Genomic DNA, 18,150 nt, shown 5'->3' on the forward strand with positions numbered 1-18,150 from the left:
ATCGCCGCACGCAAGCCCGACCAGGCCGAGACGCTCGCAAGGTCGCATATTCAAGAGGCCCTGCGCTCCCGGTTGAAGCTGATGCAGGGCCGCTAGTTAGTATCGCGGACGTCAGAAAGGCTCCCAACGACACGCTCAGTGGAACAGGGCGGGAAGCCAGAGTGACAGACCCGGGATATAGGTGACGAGCAGCAGGACCAGGATGCTCGCGCCCAAGAAGGGCCAGATCGTCTGCATGGCCTCGCCGATCGAAATCTTGCCGACGGCACAGCCGACAAACAGAACAGATCCGACCGGCGGCGTATTAAGGCCAATGCCGGCATTGAGGATCAGGATGACACCGAAATGCACCGGATCAATGCCGAATGCCTTGATCACCGGCAGGAAGATGGGCGTGCAGATGATGATCATCGGCGCCATATCCATGAAGGTGCCGAGCACCAGCAGGATAACGTTGATCAGCAGGAGGACAACGATCGGATTGTCAGAGACAGCCTTCATCATGTCGATGGTCGCCTGCGGCACCTGCAGGAAGGCCATGAGCCAGCCGAAGGCACTCGCCGTACCGATGACGAGGAGCACCATGGCGGTCGTACGTACAGCGCCGAGCGTCGCCTCCACGAAACCCTGCCAGTTCAGCTCGCGGTAGACGAAGAGCGTGACGAGAAGGGCATAGACGACCGCAATGCAGGAGCTTTCTGTGGCCGTGAAGATGCCTGAGCGAACTCCGCCGAAGATGATGAAGATGAGCAGGATTCCAGGAACGGCCGAAGCGAAGAAATAGGCCAGCATCCGAAAACCGGGGAAGGGATCGGCGGGATAGCCGCGGCGCACCGCAACCCAATAGGCCGTGATCATGAGGGCTGCAGCAAGGAGCAGCCCCGGCACCACGCCGGCCGTGAACAGATCTGCGACCGAAATCGTCCCACCCGCTGCGATCGAATAGATGATCATGTTGTGGGAGGGCGGAATCAGGAGCGCGATGATCGCCGCATTCACAGTGACGTTGACGCTGTAGTCTTTCGCATAACCGCGCTTCTCCATTTGCGGGATCATGATGCCGCCAATCGCCGATGCGTCCGCGATGGCAGAGCCGGAAATTCCGCCGAACAAGGTCGAAGCGACAACATTGACTTGCCCCAGGCCACCGCGAAGATGGCCGACGAACCCGGCCGCAAGGCGAATGAGCCTGTCGGCAATGCCGCCGCGCATCATGAGGTCGCCGGCATAGATGAAGAACGGAATGGCCATCATGGCGAAAGCGTTCATGCCGGAGTTGACCTGCTGGAACACCACGACAGGCGGCAATCCCATGTAAAGCACGGTCGCGAGAGAAGCGATGCCCAAACAGAACGCAACCGGCGTTCCGATCAGCAGCAGCAGGGTGAAGACGCCAAAGAGAACCCAGATCGTCATGGCATCATTCCTTCACGACAACGAGATGAGGCTCGTCGACCCGAACCAGGGGGACGCTTTCTCCAGCGAGCAGAAGCCTGACGAGCTTCTCCAGTGAGAACAGCGCAATCAGGAGTCCACCAACTGCGAGCGGCACATAATCCATGCCTTGCGGGATCGGCAGGCCCGGCATGGCAGCAGACCATGTTTCCATCGCCAGCTGCGTGCCGTACCACGTCATTGCCAAACCGAAGCCTGCAACCAGCACTTCTGTCATGATGAGCATCACTTGACGCAAGAATGCCGGCGCATGGTGAAGCGCGCTTTCGAAACCCAGATGATTGGCTTCCCGAACGCCGACTGCCGAGCCCAGAAGAATGAACCAGCTCATGAGCAGAAGCGACGCCGGTTCCGTCCAGCTCGGCGACTGGTTCAACACATAACGGCCGAACACCTGCCAGCCGATAAAGGCTGTCATCAGGATTAGGCCGATCCCCGCCAACCAGAGTGCCGCCCTGTTGACGATGGAGAGGATGCGAGACAAAGCGGCAAGGTGGGCGCGCATCGGTTGGAATCTCCCTCGAGAGAAGAGGTGGGCTGGCCTTCCGCCAGCCCGACGGTGCGTTCACAATCGAGATCAGTTCGTCGCCTGGATCCGCGAGACGAGATCCTTCACCTTCTCGCCCTTCACGTATTTGTCATAGACGGGCTTCATCGCATCGATGAAGGGCTGCTTGTCGACCGTGTTGATCTGGCTGCCGCCGGCCCGGATCTTCTTCTCGGCTTCCTTTTCGCGGGCCTCCCAGAGTTCACGCATCTTCGCAACCGACTCCTTGGCCGATTCCCGCACGGCCTTCTGGTCTTCGGGAGAGAGCTTGTCGAAGGCCTTCTTCGACATCACCAGCACTTCTGGAGACATGGAATGCTCGGTCAGAGAGTAGAACTTCGCCACCTCGGCGTGACGGAACGAGTCGTAGCTCGGCCAATTGTTCTCGGCGCCGTCCACGACACCGGTCTGGATGGCCGAGTACACCTCGCCGGGCGGCATCGGTGTCGCGTTGGCACCGAGCGCATTCACCATGTCGAGAAAGAGATCCGACTGGATCACGCGAACCTTCATGCCTTTAAGATCTGCAGGCGTGTTGATGGGGCGCTTGGAATTGTAGAAGGAGCGCGCACCGGAATCATAGAAGGCGAGAGCCACGAGGCCGTGCGGCTCGAAGGCCTTCAGAATCTCGTCGCCGACCGGCCCATCCATGGTCTTGCGCATATGTTCGACCGACCGGAAGATGAAGGGAAGCGATGGAACGACGGTTTCGGGGATCAGATTGTTGAACGGCCCCATGTTGATCCGGTTGAGTTCGATCACACCGAACCGCGTCTGCTCGATCGTGTCCTTCTCACCTCCCAACTGGGACGAGTGGAAAACCTGCACTTTGTAGCGGCCGTTGGTTCTCTTTTCGAGCAGAGAGCCGAAATATTTGACCGCCTCGACGGTGGGATATCCATCAGGATGGACATCTGCCGATTTCAGGACCGTCTGCGCGCTCGCAGCACCGCCGGCGAATGCGGCCAACAAGCCTAAAGCGGCGGCCGCCAGAGTTCTTCTCGTGACCATAGAGCTCTCCTTGGTTTCCTCATGATGTTATTCGCCGTGTCGTGTTGGTCCGACTTGGGCTTTGGAGGCGAGAGCACGATTTGAATCGTTGCCGTCCCGCCCATTGAGCAACCAGGCGCCTCTTGTCGCGTCGCTCTGGTGCAATTCGTCGTCACTCCAGCCTCGAAGAAACGGGACGCTTCGGAAGATGAAGGCTTCTGAAACATGCTGGAGAATTGTCCCGTCATGGCAGAGCGATCCTTACGCCTCGTCCGACGGGTGGCCGATCGTCACGAAGGCGCCGCCTTGATAGATCACTGCCGGATCCTTTGGATCCTGCGCGCCCGCCTCGGCAAGGACTTCGGCCCGCCACTGAGCCGAACTGTGCTTCGGCTTCCAACCCAGGAAAGCTGCATGGCGATTGTCCCACCAGGTTTCGTCGTTGCCGGATGCGCCATAGATGATCGTGTGGCCCAGGCGCGGAGCCTCGAATGCGCGGGCGCAGAGATCGAGAAGATCTTCCACATGAAGCCATGTCGCGAGCATGCGCGGGTTCGCAGGCTTCGGAAAACAGGACCCGATGCGGACCGATAGACATTCCTGCCCGAACTTGTCGAAGTAGAAGCTTGCCATGTTCTCGCCGAAGGCCTTGGAAACGCCGTAGAGCGAATCCGGCCGGGGCACCGCGGTGCTGTCGAGATACTGATCGCGCCGGTAATACCCGACGACATGGTTGGAACTGGCGAAGATGATACGCGGCTTTCCGTGGTGACGGGCCGCCTCGAACAGATTGTACACACCGACGATATTGCCGTTGAGAATAAGGTCGAACGACTTCTCGACCGAAATCCCGCCGAGATGGATGATGCCATCCACCCCGTCCACAAGTTCGTCCACGGCGTGACGATCACCGAGATCGCAGCGCCGGAAGCTCTCGTGAACCGCCACATCCTGAATGTCGTTGATATCCGAAAGCAGGACCGTTTGCGCGATCCGCGGCAGCAGCGGCCGAAGAGCTTTGCCAACTCCGCCGGCTGCGCCGGTCAAAAGAAGCTTTCCTAGCATGCGTATCCACTCGCCTCATTCGGCCGAATGAGGCCGCTTGAAGAACGAGGAACCGCTGCGCACGAGCCTTGGCGAGCCATGAACCTCCCCCCAGTTGTCGTCATCTGGAACTTGTATTATGTTTGTATTAAGTCATCATACAATGGCAAGACGACCCGTCAACAGTTTTTGTCTAACCAGCATTGCGCAGCCTCAAGGCGCTCGGATAGAGCAAGGAGCATCAGCGTGGGACGCCCGGAGTCTTCGATGCGAAGCCCATCCAGCCAGAACCAGAGTCAACCCATGCAAAGCGGTGACACCCTTGCACGCGGCCGCAAGAATCTTGTCGAGACGGTCAGCGAACATCTTCGACATTCTATCTTGAGCGGAGACCTCCGGCCGGGAGACAAACTGCCGAGCGAGGCGGGCCTGACCCAGCAATACGATGTGAGCCGAACCGTGGTCCGGGAGGCGATCGCGTCCCTACGCGCCGATGGGCTGGTCGAAGCACGACATGGGGTCGGCGTCTTCGTCCGCACGCCCCCGACCCAGCCGGCTCTTCCCTTTCAAGCCATTGAACTTTCTAAGATTTCCTCCATCATCGAGATGCTCGAGCTGCGTATGGGGGTCGAAACGGAGGCTGCGGGCTTGGCCGCGACCCGGCGCTCCCCGGCCCAGGAGGAGGCGATCTGGGAGCGATATGATGACCTGAGCCGCCTGATTGCCAGCGGACAACCGACGACAGCGGCGGATTTTGCGTTCCATCTTGCCATCGCAGATGCCGCCAACAACCCACGTTTCCGGGAGTTCCTGGAGATGATGGGCCGCCCGATGATCCCGCGGGCCCAGCTGGAGGACAGCAACCCGGAGCCCACGCCCGCCGACTACCTCAGGCAGCTTCAGGCCGAGCACAAGCAGATCGCCGAGGCGATTTCGGCCCGAGACGAGGAAGGCGCGCGCCAAGCGATCCGGACCCATCTCAGGCACGGCCAGGAGCGGTATCGCCGGCTTATCAGGGGCAGCTGATATTCAAGTCATCATATCTCTTGTTGACAGAGATATGATGTTGTCTATGATCCTTCGCATATTCTCATCAGCGAAGGACCCCACCGCCCATGGAACCGAATGCTCTTAAGGCGGCTCTTGGAGCCGGCCTCCTGTCGTTTCCCGTGACTCCGTTCGACAGGGATGGCGCCTTCAACGAGCGGGCCTATTCCGGGCATGTCGGCTGGCTGTCGGGATTTGACGCGAGCGTTCTCTTTGCTGCCGGCGGGACGGGAGAATTCTTCTCGCTCGCGCCCGAGGAAGTCCCCATCATCATCCGGACCGCGAAGGCTTCTGCCAGCAAGACGCCGATCGTGTCAGGCTGCGGCTATGGCACTCGCATTGCCGTGCCATTGGCGAAGGCTGCCGAGGAAGCGGGCGCGGACGGCATCCTTCTTCTGCCCCACTACCTCATCGATGCAGGACAAGAAGGGCTCTATGCCCATGTGAAGGCGGTCTGCGATGCGGTGAAGATTGGTGTCATCGTCTACAACCGCGACAACTCCATTCTCTCGGTCGAGACGCTGGCTCGCCTTTGCGAGGCTTGCCCCAACCTCGTCGGGTTCAAGGACGGCTCCGGCGATATCGGGCTCGTCCGCCAGATCACGGCCACCATGGGCGACCGCCTCACCTATGTCGGCGGCATGCCGACGGCAGAGCTTTTTGCAGAGGCCTATCTCGGCGCGGGCTTCTCCACTTACTCGTCCGCCGTGTTCAACTTCGTGCCGAAGCTCGCTCAGGAGTTCTACACGGCTCTGAGAGCCAACAACCGCGAGCACACTGAAGCCATCCTGAAGGATTTCTTCTATCCCTTCATGAAGATCCGCAATCGCGGCAAGGGCTATGCCGTCTCCGCCATCAAAGCCGGCGTCCGCCTCGCCGGCTTCGATGCCGGCCCCGTCCGCGCACCTTTGACGGATCTCACCGAAGTAGAAGTTGAAATGCTGGCCAATCTGATTGCACCCTACCGCACATGAAGATCGAAGCTGTCAGAACCCATATCCTCGATCATCGTCTCGATCAGTCCTTCGAGAGCGCATCCATGCGCTTCGACCGCAGGCAGCATTGCCTAGTCGAGATCATTTGCGAGGACGGCACTGTCGGCTGGGGCGAGTGCCTCGGCCCGGCGCTGCCCAATGCCGCTGTCGTTAGGGCCTATGCCTCCGCGCTCATCGGACGAAACCCGCTGGAAACGGAGGTCATCTGGAGCGAGCTCTACAATCTTCTGCGGGATCAGGGGCAGCGAGGATTGACGGTAACCGCGCTCAGCGGCATCGACATCGCGCTTTGGGACATCAAGGGCAAGCACCTGGGCGTCCCCGTCTCGCTTCTTCTCGGCGGACGTTTTCGCGAATCGGTGCGAGCCTATGCGACAGGCTTCTTTCGAAAGGACGGCGTTGATCGCGCCGCCGATGTTGCGCAGGAAGCGGCCCGTTATGTGGACGAGGGCTTTCACGCAGTCAAAATCAAGATCGGCTTCAATGTCGAGGAAGACTTGAGGGCCATCGAGGCTTTGCGCGAAGCGCTCGGTCCCGACATTCGCCTGATGATCGATGCCAACCATGGCTACGATGTGCTGGAGGCGATCGAGCTCGGCAAGCGCGCGGCTGCCTGCAAGGTCGATTGGTTCGAGGAGCCTGTCGTTCCGGAGCAGCTCGGCGCCTACAGAGCCGTGCGCGAAGGCCAACCGATTCCCGTCGCTGGCGGCGAAACCTGGCATGGTCGCCATGGCATGCTGGAGCCGCTGGCCACGCGCGCTGTCGATATCATTCAGCCGGATATCTGCGGTACCGGCGGCTTTACGGAGATGCGGCGCATCGCCGATCTTGCCGCTCTCTATGGCGTGCGGTGCGTGCCGCATGTCTGGGGAACCGGCATCGCGATTGCGGCAGGTCTGCAATTCATCGCAGCGCTTCCGCCCAACCCCCAGCGGGTCAACCCGATTGAACCGATCCTCGAATTCGACCGCACACACAATCCCTTCCGGCAAGCAGTGCTGACTCGAGCAATCGAACATCAATCCGGCGTGGTGCGCATTCCAGATGGGCCCGGGCTCGGTATCGAGATCAACCGTTCAGCTCTCGAAGAATACGCTCTGAAGGATACATGATCATGGGATCGATCCCAGCCAATACGAGACCTCTCACCGGGCCAGCCCCCGCGCTGAAGGCTCCAGCCGGTGCAACGGATTGCCATATTCATCTTTACCTCCCAGGATTCGAGCCGCAGCCCGGAGGCCCTCCGGTTGCAGAACTGGCGACGGTGGAGGATTACGCTGTCGTCCAAAAACGGCTGGGGCTGGAACGCGTCATCCTCACACAATCGAACGCATACCAATTCGACAACGGATCGACCTTGGCGGCTCTCGAACAGATCGGACCGGAGCGAGCAAGAGCGGTCATTGCCGTCTCGCCCAACATGACAGTGTCGGAGCTGGAGCGCCTTCATGCACGTGGCGTTCGTGGCGCACGTATCATGAACCTGCCCGGTGGAGCGGTGAAGATCGCCGATATGAAACCTGTTGAGCGGCTCTGTCGATCTGTCGGCTGGAGCATGATCGTGCAGTTCAATGGGCGGGAGATTGACCGACACATCGATGCACTTCGCTCGATTGAGGCTGATTACGTAATCGACCATATCGGCAAATTCATCGACCCCGTTCCCGCCGACGATCCACGCCTGGACGAGATCCTCCGCCTGATTGACCGTGGCAATGCGTGGTTCAAGATCTGCGGATGCTATGAGACCAGTCTCACGGGAGCGCCGGACTTTGCGGATGTTGCGGCCATTGCCACGCGTGTCGTCAATCATGCGCCGGAGCGTATCATCTGGGGGTCGAACTGGCCGCATGTAGGTGTTCCGCGAGAACGCTATCCAGACGACGCCGTTCTTCTGGACATTCTCCTCGGCTGGGCCACCCCCGATCAGCGCCAGAAGATCCTAGTCGATAACCCGGCACGCCTCTACGGCTTCTGAGCACCCAGCCTTCTCAGCTGCGACGATCCTCAAGTCTATTGAAATCCGCACGAAACTCAGGCTCACTGGGCGTAGATCCTGGGGCCTGTTCAAGGATTGAGGGTGTTCATGAGTGCTGATCAGCCTGAAGGACGCGAGGCCGTTATTCGGACGATTGCCATGCCGTCCGACACGAACCCCGCAGGGGATATCTTCGGCGGCTGGTTGATGTCCCAAATGGATCTGGCGGCCGGAAATGCAGCGGCCCGGCGCGCCAGGGGGCGCTGCGTGACGGTTGCCGTTGACGCCATGACTTTTCACAGCCCGGTCCATGTAGGCGACGAGGTCTCCGTCTATGCTGACTTGACCTCGACAGGGCGGACATCCATGAAGTTCCAGGTCGAAGCCTGGCGTCGCTCCCGCGACGGGGATGAGCAGATCAAGGTTACCGAAGCCGTGTTCACGTTCGTCGCTATCGACAGCGGCTCCCGCCCGCGCCCGTTGCCGCCGGAATAGCCATTGCATCAGAGCAGCAAGGTCTAAATCCTTAGCGGAACCCCGCCCGTTCCGTAGGATAAACCTTAACAATATCTATATCAGCTCTCGCCTGAAGCGTTGCAGTTTCTAGATTTGCAGCGGCTGTCTTCACGCAACAAGATATTATTTAGAGTTGCCTGACCGAAGACTTATCAATAGCCAACATATCAATGGGATCATGAGACTTGGAGTTGCGCTCGACAGAAACAGAGTTACAGCGCTTATGCCGTAAGCGGAGGCATCGTTTCATGGCCGACATGCTCTTGTGCCACCCCATTCATCTCACTCGGTAGGACTTCATCTCGCCAATAGGAGTTTGTAGTAGATTTGATGACCCTGAGCGCTAACTGAGAACGTTCGGATTGCATTCATGTCTTATGGCTAATCTACCGGTACGCTTGCTGGAAAATCGCTCACGTTCGTTTGAAGGAGCATGGAGTCTTGGCTCGATTTGATACCCAATCTCAGCTCCAGAGCGGCACGACTCTTGATGACAGCGCCCCACGGCAACCGGCAAAAGTACACCAGTCTTCCAGCGCTCTGATAGAGACGTACGCCGACAAGGCCGTTCTGGAAGGCAAAAAACGGCCATTGGTTGTCGATCTCGACGGCACGCTCATTGCATCCGATCTCCTGATTGAGACCGCCTTCTCGGAGTTGGGCCAGCGCCCCCATTCTCTGGTCGAGATACTGGCGGCCCTCAAGCGCGGCAAGGCTGCAGTCAAGCATCGGCTGTGCGAACCGATCGATTTCGATCCGAGCACCCTACCCTACGATCCCGAGGTTCTCGCCCTCATCCAGCAGGCCAAGGCAGAGGGCCGCCAAGTCTATCTAGCCTCTGCCAGCCACGAGAAACTCGTTGGCCGTATTGCGGACCATCTCGGGGCATTCGACGGCTGGTTCGCGACGAATGCGACCGCCAATTTGGCAGGCGAAAAGAAGGCCAAGAAATTGGTCGAAGTCTTCGGGGAAAAGAGCTTCGACTACGTCGGCAATGACGCGGCCGACCTACCGGTCTGGCAGAAAGCAGCCAAGGCCTTCGCTATTCGTGCACCTGCCGGCGTACGAAAGAAGCTCGTTGGCAGAGACGGTGAAATCGAGCATTTACCCCATACGCGCCCGACGTGGCGCACCTGGGCAAGGATGCTCCGCGTGCACCAATATGCGAAGAACGCTCTGATCTTCGTGCCGCTGCTGACCTCCCATCTGTTGACTGCCGGCGCGATTGCTCATGCCCTGATGGCCTTCGTCGCGTTCTCGCTCTGCGCATCGAGCGTCTATATCCTCAATGACCTGGTCGACTTGCAGGATGACCGGCGGCATCGGACAAAGTGCAACCGTCCCCTGGCCTGCGGCGCCATCCCCCTCATGCACGGTCTGATTGCGATCCCGCTCCTGTTCCTGAGCGCCATCGCCCTCGCGTCCGCGGTCTCCCTTTCTTTTCTGGGGGTACTGCTTGGATATTTCGCTCTCACGACGGCGTATTCGTTTGCTCTCAAACGCATGATGATCGTCGATGTGATCACCTTGGCCGGGCTCTACTCTGCCCGAGTCTTCGGTGGTGCGGTTGCCACGAGCGTCGTGATCTCGGAATGGCTCTTGGCGTTCTGCATGATGATCTTCATGTCGCTGGCTCTGATCAAACGCTATGTAGAACTTGCAGGTCGGCGCGATGCCAATCTGCCCGACCCGACGAGCCGCGACTACAAGAACAGCGATCTCGACATCGTCGCGGCGCTCGCAGCCGGGGCCGGTTTCAACGCCGTGACGATCTTCACGCTCTACATCTCAAGCGATGCCGTGAACCAGCTCTACACGCGTCCACAGATCCTGTGGCTCGTGGGGCCGCTCCTGATGTATTGGATCGCGCGGATCCTGATGCTGGCCAGCCGCCGCTTGGTGGATGACGACCCCGTGGTCTTTGCCATCAAGGACAAGGTGAGCTTAGGCATCGTCGGCCTCACGGCTCTTTTCATTGTCGCGGCGATCTGATCCATGGCGTCGCAACACAATGAACGTGATGCGGCTCGTGTGAGCCCCTCCTCTCGGTCAGCCGGCAATACGGCTGGAATGTTCGTTCGGTACGTCCTCTTTGCAATCCTCGCGACGCTCGCCAACCTGCTGACGCAAGAGGTGACAGTACGCCTGGCCCCGGTGGCCCCTTTGGCGTTGTCGATCCTCATGGGCACGGTGGCAGGCTTCGTTCTCAAGTACCTGCTCGACAAAAAATGGGTCTTTGACGACGGTTACGACGGGCATAAGCAGGAACTGCAGAAGATCACCCTTTATGGGGCCTTCAGCGTTCTGACGACTCTGGTCTTCTGGGGTTTCGAGATTGCCTTCTGGGCTATCTGGCGGACAGATTTCGCCAAATATAGCGGTGCCGTGCTGGGGCTCGCCGTCGGCTATGCGGCGAAGTTCATGCTCGACCGGAGCTTTGTGTTCAAGGAGCGACAGGCATGACGGAACTGTTCGGCTGGGGGCGCTATCCCCGCCATCCGTCAGAGGTGCTCAATCCCGCCTCTCCGACGGCGTTGCCGTCCCTCATGGCCTCGCATTCGGGAATCGTCACCCGCGGGAATGGGCGCGCCTATGGTGATGCGGCGATCGGTGCGCGGGCGACCCTCGTCACCCGAGGGCTCGACCGGATCCGCGCCTTCGACCCCATGACGGGCCGCGTTCGCGTCGAAGCGGGCCTTCTTCTCGCGGATCTCTTGGACGTGATGGTGCCAAGAGGGTTCTTTCCGCCCGTCGTACCCGGCACGAAATTCGTGACCGTCGGCGGCATGATCGCCTCGGATGTGCACGGCAAGAATCATCACCGCGATGGCGGCTTCGGCGATCACGTGGAATCGCTGACTCTCGCATTGCCCGATGGCAGCCTCCTCACATGCTCGCGGACAGAGAATGCCGATCTCCTCTCCGCCACCATTGGCGGCATGGGCCTGACGGGCACGATCATCGACGCCACATTCCAGCTCCGCCCCATTGAAACCGGATGGATGCGCCAGCAGACGATTGTTGCTCCCAACCTCAAGAACGCCCTTGATGCATTGCAGGCGAGCCGCGAAGCAACCTATTCGGTCGCATGGATCGATTGCCTGGCCCGGGGCAAATCCATGGGCCGCTCCCTGGTTTTCGCAGCCGAGCACGCCACGCAGAAGGATGTCGAGGCGCTTCGCCCCGGAGGAGAGCACTTTCCGTCCTTGCAGACCGGTCGGCTGTCCGTGCCTATGGACTTACCGTCGTTCATCCTCAATCGGCACTCGGTCGCGGCTTTCAACGAGATGTACTTCCGCGCAGGTGCCATGAAGGCGGGATATCCGTTCCTCGTGCACTGGAACCCTTACTTCTTCCCTCTCGATGGAATTGGGAATTGGAACCGCATCTACGGACGTCGTGGCCTTCTGCAATATCAATGCGTCATCCCGACGGCTCACGCGAGCTCTGCGTTGAGCAGCATCCTCGATCGCATTTCGCACCGGGGCATCGCCTCCTTCCTTGCCGTTCTCAAGCAGATGGGCCCCAGCCACGGCGACATCGCCTTTCCCATGGAAGGCTTCACGCTTGCCCTCGACATGCCCGTCAGCAATGCGGCGTTTCCCTTGCTCGACGAACTCGACAAGACGGTGGTTGAGGCCGGCGGCCGGCTCTATCTCGCCAAGGACGCGCGTCAATCCCCTTCCACGTTTGAAGCCGGCTATTCCGGATTGACCCGTTTCCGCGATCTGCGGCGGGCGATCGGGGCAACCGGCCGGATCTCTTCTCGTCTCTCGATCAGGCTCGGCATCTGATGACCTCCTCCAAAACTCTTCTTCTCGTCGGCGGCACATCCGATATTGGGCGCGCAACCGCGCTCTGCTACGCAAAAGCCGGATGGCGCGTGCTGCTGGCGGCCCGCAAGGAGGATGAAGCGCGCCGCAATGCGGACGATATTTCCGCTCGCACTGGTACCGAAGTTACGACTCATCGGCTCGACGTTCTCGAGACGAACAGCTTCGATGCCTTCATCAACGGACTGCCCCAGCTTCCCGATACAGTCGTGTGCGTGGTCGGCGAATTGGGCGATCAGGCAAAGGGGCAGAAGGATCCCGCCCATGCCACACAACTCCTGCGCACCAATTTCGAAGGCCCTGCCCTGCTTCTCGGCCTTTTCGCCGAGCGCTTCCTGGAGCGCGGGTCCGGCACCATCGTCGGCGTGAGCTCGGTGGCTGGCGATCGCGGGCGTGGTTCCAATTATCTCTACGGTGCTGCCAAGGCCGGCTTCTCGGCCTTCTTGTCGGGGCTTCGCAACCGGCTCGCCGCTGCAGGACTGCGGGTGATCACCGTCAAACCCGGTTTCGTACGCACGCAGATGACCGCAGGCATGAAACTGCCGCCCGTTCTCACGGCAGAGGCCGAAGAAGTCGGACGCGCCATCTTCACGGCAGCCGAAAAAGGGGGCGGCGATATAATTTACGTTCGCCGCATCTGGCGGCCGGTCATGATGATTATAGGTAGTATCCCGGAGCGCATCTTCAAACGTCTGCGCCTCTAGCGGATCGTGCGGAAAAGGGACCCGGTTATTCGCTGGCGCGGCCCTTCGGGTCTCTGACACCGACCTTCGGTTCGCAGCCAACGATGAGCCGCTTGAAGAGACAAGCATCGGGTGATCGCAAAAGTGTATTCCACTTTTCGGTCCGATGCTCTAGCCACAGGAGCACAGTGGAGCCGATGGAAGCCCTGATGCATCGACGCATACCGGTGAGGGCTCTCCTGTTCGTTGTAGCCGCTTCATGCGCGCTCCTGCTCATTCTTCCGGGACAAACCGTTACGACACGCTACCTGAATGACCTGTTCGTCATTCTCGACGGCGCCTACCGCGTTGTCTCGGGCCAGGTTCCAAGCCGCGACTTTCATACGCCTCTGGGGCCTCTGGCCTATTACCTTCCGGCCGCAGGATATGCCCTCTCCGGTACCTTGGGCGGCGCCATGCCTGCTGCCATGGCGCTCGCGATTCTCGCATTCTCTGTGCCGTTACTCCATATCCTCGGCTCGCGGCTGCATCCTGTCCTTGCGCTCCTCTTTGGTGTTTTTCTTCTGCTCATTCTCGCTGTGCCGATCAATCTTGGCGAGGGTATCACCGCTCTGTCCTTCGCGAAGTTCTATAACCGGATCGGGTGGATAGCGTTGAGCATTCTTATCATCATGTATCTGCGCCCCATACGCATGCAGGAGCAGCAGGACCTGTTGGATACGCTCTGCGCAACAGGTCTAGCCCTAGTGATGATCTATACGAAGCTCACCTATGGCATCGCTGCCGTCGCCTTTCTCATTTTCATGCTCACGGATCGGCATCAAAGGCGCTGGGTCGTCGCAACCCTAGGGCTTCTCGTCATCACATGCATCGCGGTCGAAATAATCTGGCAATCGTCCCGAGCCTATCTCGACGATCTTCGTCTGGCTCTTAATGTCGGCGGGCGCTTGCGTGGCACGTGGGGGCAGATTACGGATCACATCCTGGGCAACCTGACCGATTACGTGCTTCTCACCATATTCGCGGGGCTCGCTCTCGCGCGCACCCGCAGTATGCGCGATGGTCTGTTTTATCTCTTCTGCGCCCTCGCAGGCTTCCTTATCATCAATCAGAACTTTCAGGTCTGGGGAATCATCATTCTGCATGCTGCCTCGGCAGTCGCGGCAGAAACCATCCTGCGTTTCGAGGACAAAGACGTCGCGAATCCTATCGAGCGGCACTGGTCTATTCGTGGAGGCACCAAGCTCCTCTTTCTGGCTCTTGTCCTGCCTACGATCGTGCATTGTACGGCAGCGCTTGGACTTCACATGATCTCAGCGAGCATCCGCGCCGGGCAATCCATTGCACTTCCCCATCTCGAGCAAGTTCGGGTAGCGAACTTATGGACATGGGGCGAATACGATACGGCCCACTTGTATCTGACGACGCTACGCGACGGCGCCAAGCTGCTTTCAGAAATGAACATGGACGATGAGAAGATCTTTGTTCTCGATCTCGCCAATCCATTTCCCATGATCCTCAATACCCCGCCTCCCAAGGGAGACATGCCCTGGCTCCAGTGGGAGCGCACTCTCAACACGTCGGCGTTCATCCCTGCCGGAACCCTTATGACCGACGTCACTATTATGATGGAGCCCAAACCTATCGGAGATGCAACTCAACCTGAGCCCGATAGCGAAGGGCTTAAAGCCCTCTATGGCAGCTATATCGCCGATCATTTCGAGATTGCACGAGAGACGGATCATTGGAAGGTCTACCGTCGCCGCCCTCAGCCGAGCCCCGGAGCCTTTTTGAACCATATGGGGTCTTCATGAAATTGGCGCAGAATGGATCATCTCAGCCGGCAGGAGCCATTCTGTTTGCAGCAATCGTCTTTGCTGCTCTTCTCGCCGCACCGGGCGTCACCATCGCCGCATCTTATGTAAACGATCTCTTTATCTTTCTTGATGGTGCACACCGCATCGCTTCGGGACAGATCCCCAACAGAGACTTTCATACAGCCCTGGGTCCTCTCTCATTTTATATACCGGCATGGGGGTATTGGCTGTCTGGAACCATGGGCGGAGCCATGCCGTCGGGCATGGCCTTGGCCACCCTCGTTCTTGCCATGCCCATAGCTCATGTTCTGAGCTCCCGCCTGCACCCTCTTCTTGCGCTTCTTTTTGGCTTGTTCCTGCTTCTCGTGCTGGCTGTTCCTCTGAACCTTGGCGAGAGCATCACGGCGCTGTCCTTCGCCATGTTCTATAATCGGATTGGCTGGGCAGCCTTAGGGGCGCTTCTCGTGATGTATCTGCGTCCGGAGCGATGTCGTCCATGGCAGGAAGGCATCGATGCTCTCTGCGCTGCCGCGCTGACCCTGGTGATGCTTTATACGAAAATCACCTATGGTCTTGTCGCCCTTGCCTTCTTGACCTTCCTCCTCTTCGATTCTCGCCAACGCCGGTGGGTAGCAACTGCCATTGCTCTCATTCTGATTTCCGGCATCGGGATTGAAGCATTCTGGCGATCCACGTCAGCTTATATCGCCGACCTCGTCATGAGCGCCCAGGTGAGCGGATCGCGACGCCCTGCTGATCTCACCGTCACGTTCATCCGACACCTTGCCGATTACACCTTACTTGGCATTTTCATTTCTTTGGTTCTGCCGCGGACTCGCAACCTGCGCGACCTTCTGTTCTTTGGCTTCTGCGCCATTCCTGGCCTCCTGATCCAGAACCAGAATTCCCAGCCTTGGGGAATTCTGACCATTCATGCCGGCGCGACGGTGGCCGCGGAAATGGTCCTACGCCTGCAAGTGCAGCATTCGTCTAAAAAGCTTCCTTCCTCGTCATTTGCCACAGGAGTTCCCCTGCTTCTGATGGCGATGATTCTGCCGACCATCCTTCATAACTTCATGGCTCTCGGACTGCATTCCGCTTTGGCTATGACGCGCACCGGCAGGGTATTCGATCTCCCCAGATTTGCAGAGATCAGACTTATCTCTCCTTGGATGGCGAACGAGAAAACCTTGATGCATATCTATCTTGAAAGCATCGAGAGTGGCGCCCGTGCTCTGGAGAGCCTTCCGGAAGCCCCGATAAAAGTATCTGTTCTCGATTTCGCGAACCCGTTCTCGGCCGGTCTTGGGCTATTGCCGCCCCGTGGCGACAGTGCGTGGCTGCATTGGAATCGGAATGTCAACGCAAGCCACTTCACCCCGCCGGAACAGTATTTCGCGGATGTGAACATCCTGATGCAGCCCAAGTGGGGTATCAACCCTGCGCCGCTGCGTGAACTCTATCGAGCGTACGTTGATACAGCATTCGAACCCCTTCGCGAGACTGAAGGCTGGGCTATTTACCGACGTAAGGCCCAAGAAGTTGCAACCAAGGCTCCTTTCTAGGGGAACCTCAACGCGCATTCCTGGTTGTGGCTTGGGGGTAGGCCTTGACCATGACAGCTTGGACGCAACGCCCAGTCTCTGTCGCGCTGCTTGTGATTGCCATAGCTGCAATTTGCTCCCTCATGCTCGCTTGGCCTGGGCAAACGGTCACAACCAAGTATGTGAACGATCTCTTCATCTTCCTTGACGGCGTTCACCGTATCCAGCTTGGCCAAGTTCCCAACCGTGATTTTCACACGGCTCTTGGACCGCTCGTTTATTATGCGCCCGCTGTTGGCTATTGGCTGTCGGGAAACTTCGGAGGTGCCATGCCGGTAGGCATGGCGCTCCTCGTCGTCGCTCTCGCGCTACCGGGGGCTCATATTCTCAACTCGCGCCTGAGACCGGCCATCGCCCTTCCGCTGGCCTTCTGCCTTATTCTGATTGCCGCCGTTCCGATCAATCTTGGCGAGAGCATCAGCGCCCTCTCCTTCGCCATGTTCTATAACCGCATCGGATGGGCAGCACTTGGTTTTCTGCTCATTATGTATCTCCGTCCTGAGCGGCCCTACCGCTATCAGCACAGCCTAGATGCTTTAAGCGCGGCCTTCCTCGTGATCCTGATGCTGTACATCAAGATCAGCTACGGGATTGTCGGTATAGGCTTTCTCGTCCTTCTCCTTCTCGACACACGCCAGCGCCTGTGGGCGCTTGCCTCGCTCGGCCTTGTGACGGGTACCTGCCTTGCCGTTGAAGTCTTCTGGCAGGAGACGAGAGCTCATATCGCCGATCTCCTTCTCGCCGGAGAGGTAAGCGGCAGCTTGAAGACGCTTGATGAAATAGCCCAGGTTCTGTTTCGAAACTTGGCCGATTTCGTGATCTTCGCTCTGTTCGTCGGTCTTGTCCTCTGGCGCACGAGAAGCATCCGCGATCTGTTGTTCTTCGGCTTTTGTGCAGGATCCGGCTACCTGCTGATCATGCAGAACTATCAAAACTGGGGTGTGGTGACTCTTGCAGCTGGCGCTGCGGTTGCGGTGGAGCTGTTGGCTCGCGCCGACGGTCCGGCTGCGGAGAAGTGGCGATCGTCCTTGGCTGTCGGCGCTCAGCTCCTCCTCTTTGCCTTTGTTCTCCCAGGGAGCCTCCACAATGCGGCAGCCCTAAGCCTCCATACCGGGCTAGCGAGCCTGGATCAGGGAGAAGCCGTACCACTTCCTCACTTTCGCGGAATCAAGCTGGCCCACCTCTGGAATGAGGGAGATTATGGTGCCTTCGCCCGGTATCTCACCAGCCTTGCGGATGGCGCGAACGCCTTGTCGAACCTGGAGCATGAGAGGGACCACGTGCTGGTTCTCGACTTCGTCGGTCCCTTCTCTGCTGGTCTTGGCCTCACGGCACCTCAAGGAGACAGCACTTGGCATCATTGGGGGCGCACGCTGAATGAGGATAGCCACCTACCTGCAAAAGCGCTCTTCCGCGATGTTCGGATCGTGATGGAACCCAAATGGCCTGTCGATAGTGCCACGGCTGAAGGCCTCAAGGCTATCTATGCCGAATATCTCGAAGATCGCTATGAGCTTGCACGGGAAACGGCGGATTGGAAGGTCTATGTCCTGCGCGCGCCACCTGCCGAGACGGTCAGCCGATACCGGGGCTTTTCACCCGACGATCCGAACATCAGGCTTCTGCCCAATGGGGGCTGAC

At 59.0% G+C, this 18,150-nt stretch carries 16 protein-coding genes; 12 read left to right on the top strand and 4 right to left on the bottom strand.

The genetic code is table 11. The features are described from left to right. Positions 1-135 precede the first annotated feature (135 nt). The 4 genes from AA309_RS03155 to AA309_RS03170 all read right to left on the bottom strand — a co-directional run bounded on the left by AA309_RS03155 (position 136) and on the right by AA309_RS03170 (position 4,057). Complete coding sequence (locus tag AA309_RS03155) at positions 136-1,416, bottom strand: TRAP transporter large permease (RefSeq protein WP_047187546.1); 1,281 nt, start codon at positions 1,414-1,416, stop codon at positions 136-138. A 4-nt stretch (positions 1,417-1,420) separates the two neighbouring features. Further along, positions 1,421-1,960, bottom strand: a complete 540-nt coding sequence (locus AA309_RS03160) for a TRAP transporter small permease (protein ID WP_047187547.1) — start codon at positions 1,958-1,960, stop codon at positions 1,421-1,423. A 72-nt stretch (positions 1,961-2,032) separates the two neighbouring features. Further along, positions 2,033-3,013, bottom strand: a complete 981-nt coding sequence (locus AA309_RS03165; RefSeq protein ID WP_047187548.1) for a TRAP transporter substrate-binding protein — start codon at positions 3,011-3,013, stop codon at positions 2,033-2,035. A gap of 240 nt (positions 3,014-3,253) precedes the next feature. Further along, positions 3,254-4,057 carry an NAD-dependent epimerase/dehydratase family protein gene (locus tag AA309_RS03170; RefSeq protein ID WP_047187549.1) on the bottom strand — a complete coding sequence of 268 codons (804 nt, stop codon included), beginning with the start codon at positions 4,055-4,057 and terminating at the stop codon, positions 3,254-3,256. 282 nt (positions 4,058-4,339) lie between these two features. Between AA309_RS03170 and AA309_RS03175 the strand changes: the two genes are divergently transcribed. The 12 genes from AA309_RS03175 to AA309_RS03230 all read left to right on the top strand — a co-directional run bounded on the left by AA309_RS03175 (position 4,340) and on the right by AA309_RS03230 (position 18,149). Further along, on the top strand, positions 4,340-5,062 hold the full coding sequence (locus AA309_RS03175; protein ID WP_047187550.1) for a FadR/GntR family transcriptional regulator: 723 nt from the start codon (positions 4,340-4,342) through the stop codon (positions 5,060-5,062). An 89-nt stretch (positions 5,063-5,151) separates the two neighbouring features. Further along, positions 5,152-6,057 (top strand): 5-dehydro-4-deoxyglucarate dehydratase, encoded by a 906-nt coding sequence (gene kdgD, locus AA309_RS03180; RefSeq protein ID WP_047187551.1) that lies wholly within the window; start codon positions 5,152-5,154, stop codon positions 6,055-6,057. Further along, positions 6,054-7,190: a mandelate racemase/muconate lactonizing enzyme family protein gene (locus AA309_RS03185; RefSeq protein WP_047187552.1), complete on the top strand. Its 1,137-nt coding sequence runs from the start codon at positions 6,054-6,056 to the stop codon at positions 7,188-7,190. The genes kdgD and AA309_RS03185 overlap by 4 nt, the downstream gene beginning before the upstream one ends. Positions 7,191-7,192: 2 nt before the next feature. After that, on the top strand, positions 7,193-8,056 hold the full coding sequence (locus tag AA309_RS03190; protein WP_047187584.1) for an amidohydrolase family protein: 864 nt from the start codon (positions 7,193-7,195) through the stop codon (positions 8,054-8,056). A 108-nt stretch (positions 8,057-8,164) separates the two neighbouring features. Further along, on the top strand, positions 8,165-8,551 hold the full coding sequence (locus tag AA309_RS03195) for an acyl-CoA thioesterase (protein ID WP_047187553.1): 387 nt from the start codon (positions 8,165-8,167) through the stop codon (positions 8,549-8,551). A gap of 462 nt (positions 8,552-9,013) precedes the next feature. Further along, entirely contained in the window at positions 9,014-10,564 is a 1,551-nt protein-coding gene (locus tag AA309_RS03200) for a UbiA family prenyltransferase (protein ID WP_342027923.1), read from the top strand. Between the two features lie 3 nt (positions 10,565-10,567). Continuing rightward, positions 10,568-11,035 (top strand): GtrA family protein, encoded by a 468-nt coding sequence (locus AA309_RS03205; RefSeq protein WP_084730825.1) that lies wholly within the window; start codon positions 10,568-10,570, stop codon positions 11,033-11,035. Continuing rightward, positions 11,032-12,366 carry an FAD-binding oxidoreductase gene (locus tag AA309_RS03210; protein WP_200901933.1) on the top strand — a complete coding sequence of 445 codons (1,335 nt, stop codon included), beginning with the start codon at positions 11,032-11,034 and terminating at the stop codon, positions 12,364-12,366. The genes AA309_RS03205 and AA309_RS03210 overlap by 4 nt, the downstream gene beginning before the upstream one ends. Continuing rightward, positions 12,366-13,109, top strand: a complete 744-nt coding sequence (locus AA309_RS03215) for an SDR family oxidoreductase (protein ID WP_047187555.1) — start codon at positions 12,366-12,368, stop codon at positions 13,107-13,109. The genes AA309_RS03210 and AA309_RS03215 overlap by 1 nt, the downstream gene beginning before the upstream one ends. Before the next feature lie 188 nt (positions 13,110-13,297). Continuing rightward, complete coding sequence (locus AA309_RS03220; RefSeq protein ID WP_047187587.1) at positions 13,298-14,902, top strand: hypothetical protein; 1,605 nt, start codon at positions 13,298-13,300, stop codon at positions 14,900-14,902. After that, positions 14,899-16,470, top strand: coding sequence for a hypothetical protein (locus AA309_RS03225; RefSeq protein ID WP_047187556.1), 1,572 nt, complete (start codon positions 14,899-14,901; stop codon positions 16,468-16,470). The genes AA309_RS03220 and AA309_RS03225 overlap by 4 nt, the downstream gene beginning before the upstream one ends. 50 nt (positions 16,471-16,520) lie before the next feature. Beyond that, positions 16,521-18,149, top strand: a complete 1,629-nt coding sequence (locus AA309_RS03230; RefSeq protein ID WP_047187557.1) for a hypothetical protein — start codon at positions 16,521-16,523, stop codon at positions 18,147-18,149. The last annotated feature ends 1 nt before the right edge of the window (position 18,150 follow it).

The organism is Microvirga vignae (assembly GCF_001017175.1).
Classification (GTDB): Bacteria; Pseudomonadota; Alphaproteobacteria; order Rhizobiales; family Beijerinckiaceae; genus Microvirga; species Microvirga vignae.

Coding starts and splice junctions, on each gene's coding strand:
- AA309_RS03155 (WP_047187546.1), bottom strand. CDS start 1,416: ATGACGATCTGGGTTCTCTTTGGCGTCTTCACCCTGCTGCTGCTGATC.
- AA309_RS03160 (WP_047187547.1), bottom strand. CDS start 1,960: ATGCGCGCCCACCTTGCCGCTTTGTCTCGCATCCTCTCCATCGTCAAC.
- AA309_RS03165 (WP_047187548.1), bottom strand. CDS start 3,013: ATGGTCACGAGAAGAACTCTGGCGGCCGCCGCTTTAGGCTTGTTGGCC.
- AA309_RS03170 (WP_047187549.1), bottom strand. CDS start 4,057: ATGCTAGGAAAGCTTCTTTTGACCGGCGCAGCCGGCGGAGTTGGCAAA.
- AA309_RS03175 (WP_047187550.1), top strand. CDS start 4,340: ATGCAAAGCGGTGACACCCTTGCACGCGGCCGCAAGAATCTTGTCGAG.
- kdgD (WP_047187551.1), top strand. CDS start 5,152: ATGGAACCGAATGCTCTTAAGGCGGCTCTTGGAGCCGGCCTCCTGTCG.
- AA309_RS03185 (WP_047187552.1), top strand. CDS start 6,054: ATGAAGATCGAAGCTGTCAGAACCCATATCCTCGATCATCGTCTCGAT.
- AA309_RS03190 (WP_047187584.1), top strand. CDS start 7,193: ATGGGATCGATCCCAGCCAATACGAGACCTCTCACCGGGCCAGCCCCC.
- AA309_RS03195 (WP_047187553.1), top strand. CDS start 8,165: ATGAGTGCTGATCAGCCTGAAGGACGCGAGGCCGTTATTCGGACGATT.
- AA309_RS03205 (WP_084730825.1), top strand. CDS start 10,568: ATGGCGTCGCAACACAATGAACGTGATGCGGCTCGTGTGAGCCCCTCC.
- AA309_RS03210 (WP_200901933.1), top strand. CDS start 11,032: ATGACGGAACTGTTCGGCTGGGGGCGCTATCCCCGCCATCCGTCAGAG.
- AA309_RS03215 (WP_047187555.1), top strand. CDS start 12,366: ATGACCTCCTCCAAAACTCTTCTTCTCGTCGGCGGCACATCCGATATT.
- AA309_RS03220 (WP_047187587.1), top strand. CDS start 13,298: ATGCATCGACGCATACCGGTGAGGGCTCTCCTGTTCGTTGTAGCCGCT.
- AA309_RS03225 (WP_047187556.1), top strand. CDS start 14,899: ATGAAATTGGCGCAGAATGGATCATCTCAGCCGGCAGGAGCCATTCTG.
- AA309_RS03230 (WP_047187557.1), top strand. CDS start 16,521: ATGACAGCTTGGACGCAACGCCCAGTCTCTGTCGCGCTGCTTGTGATT.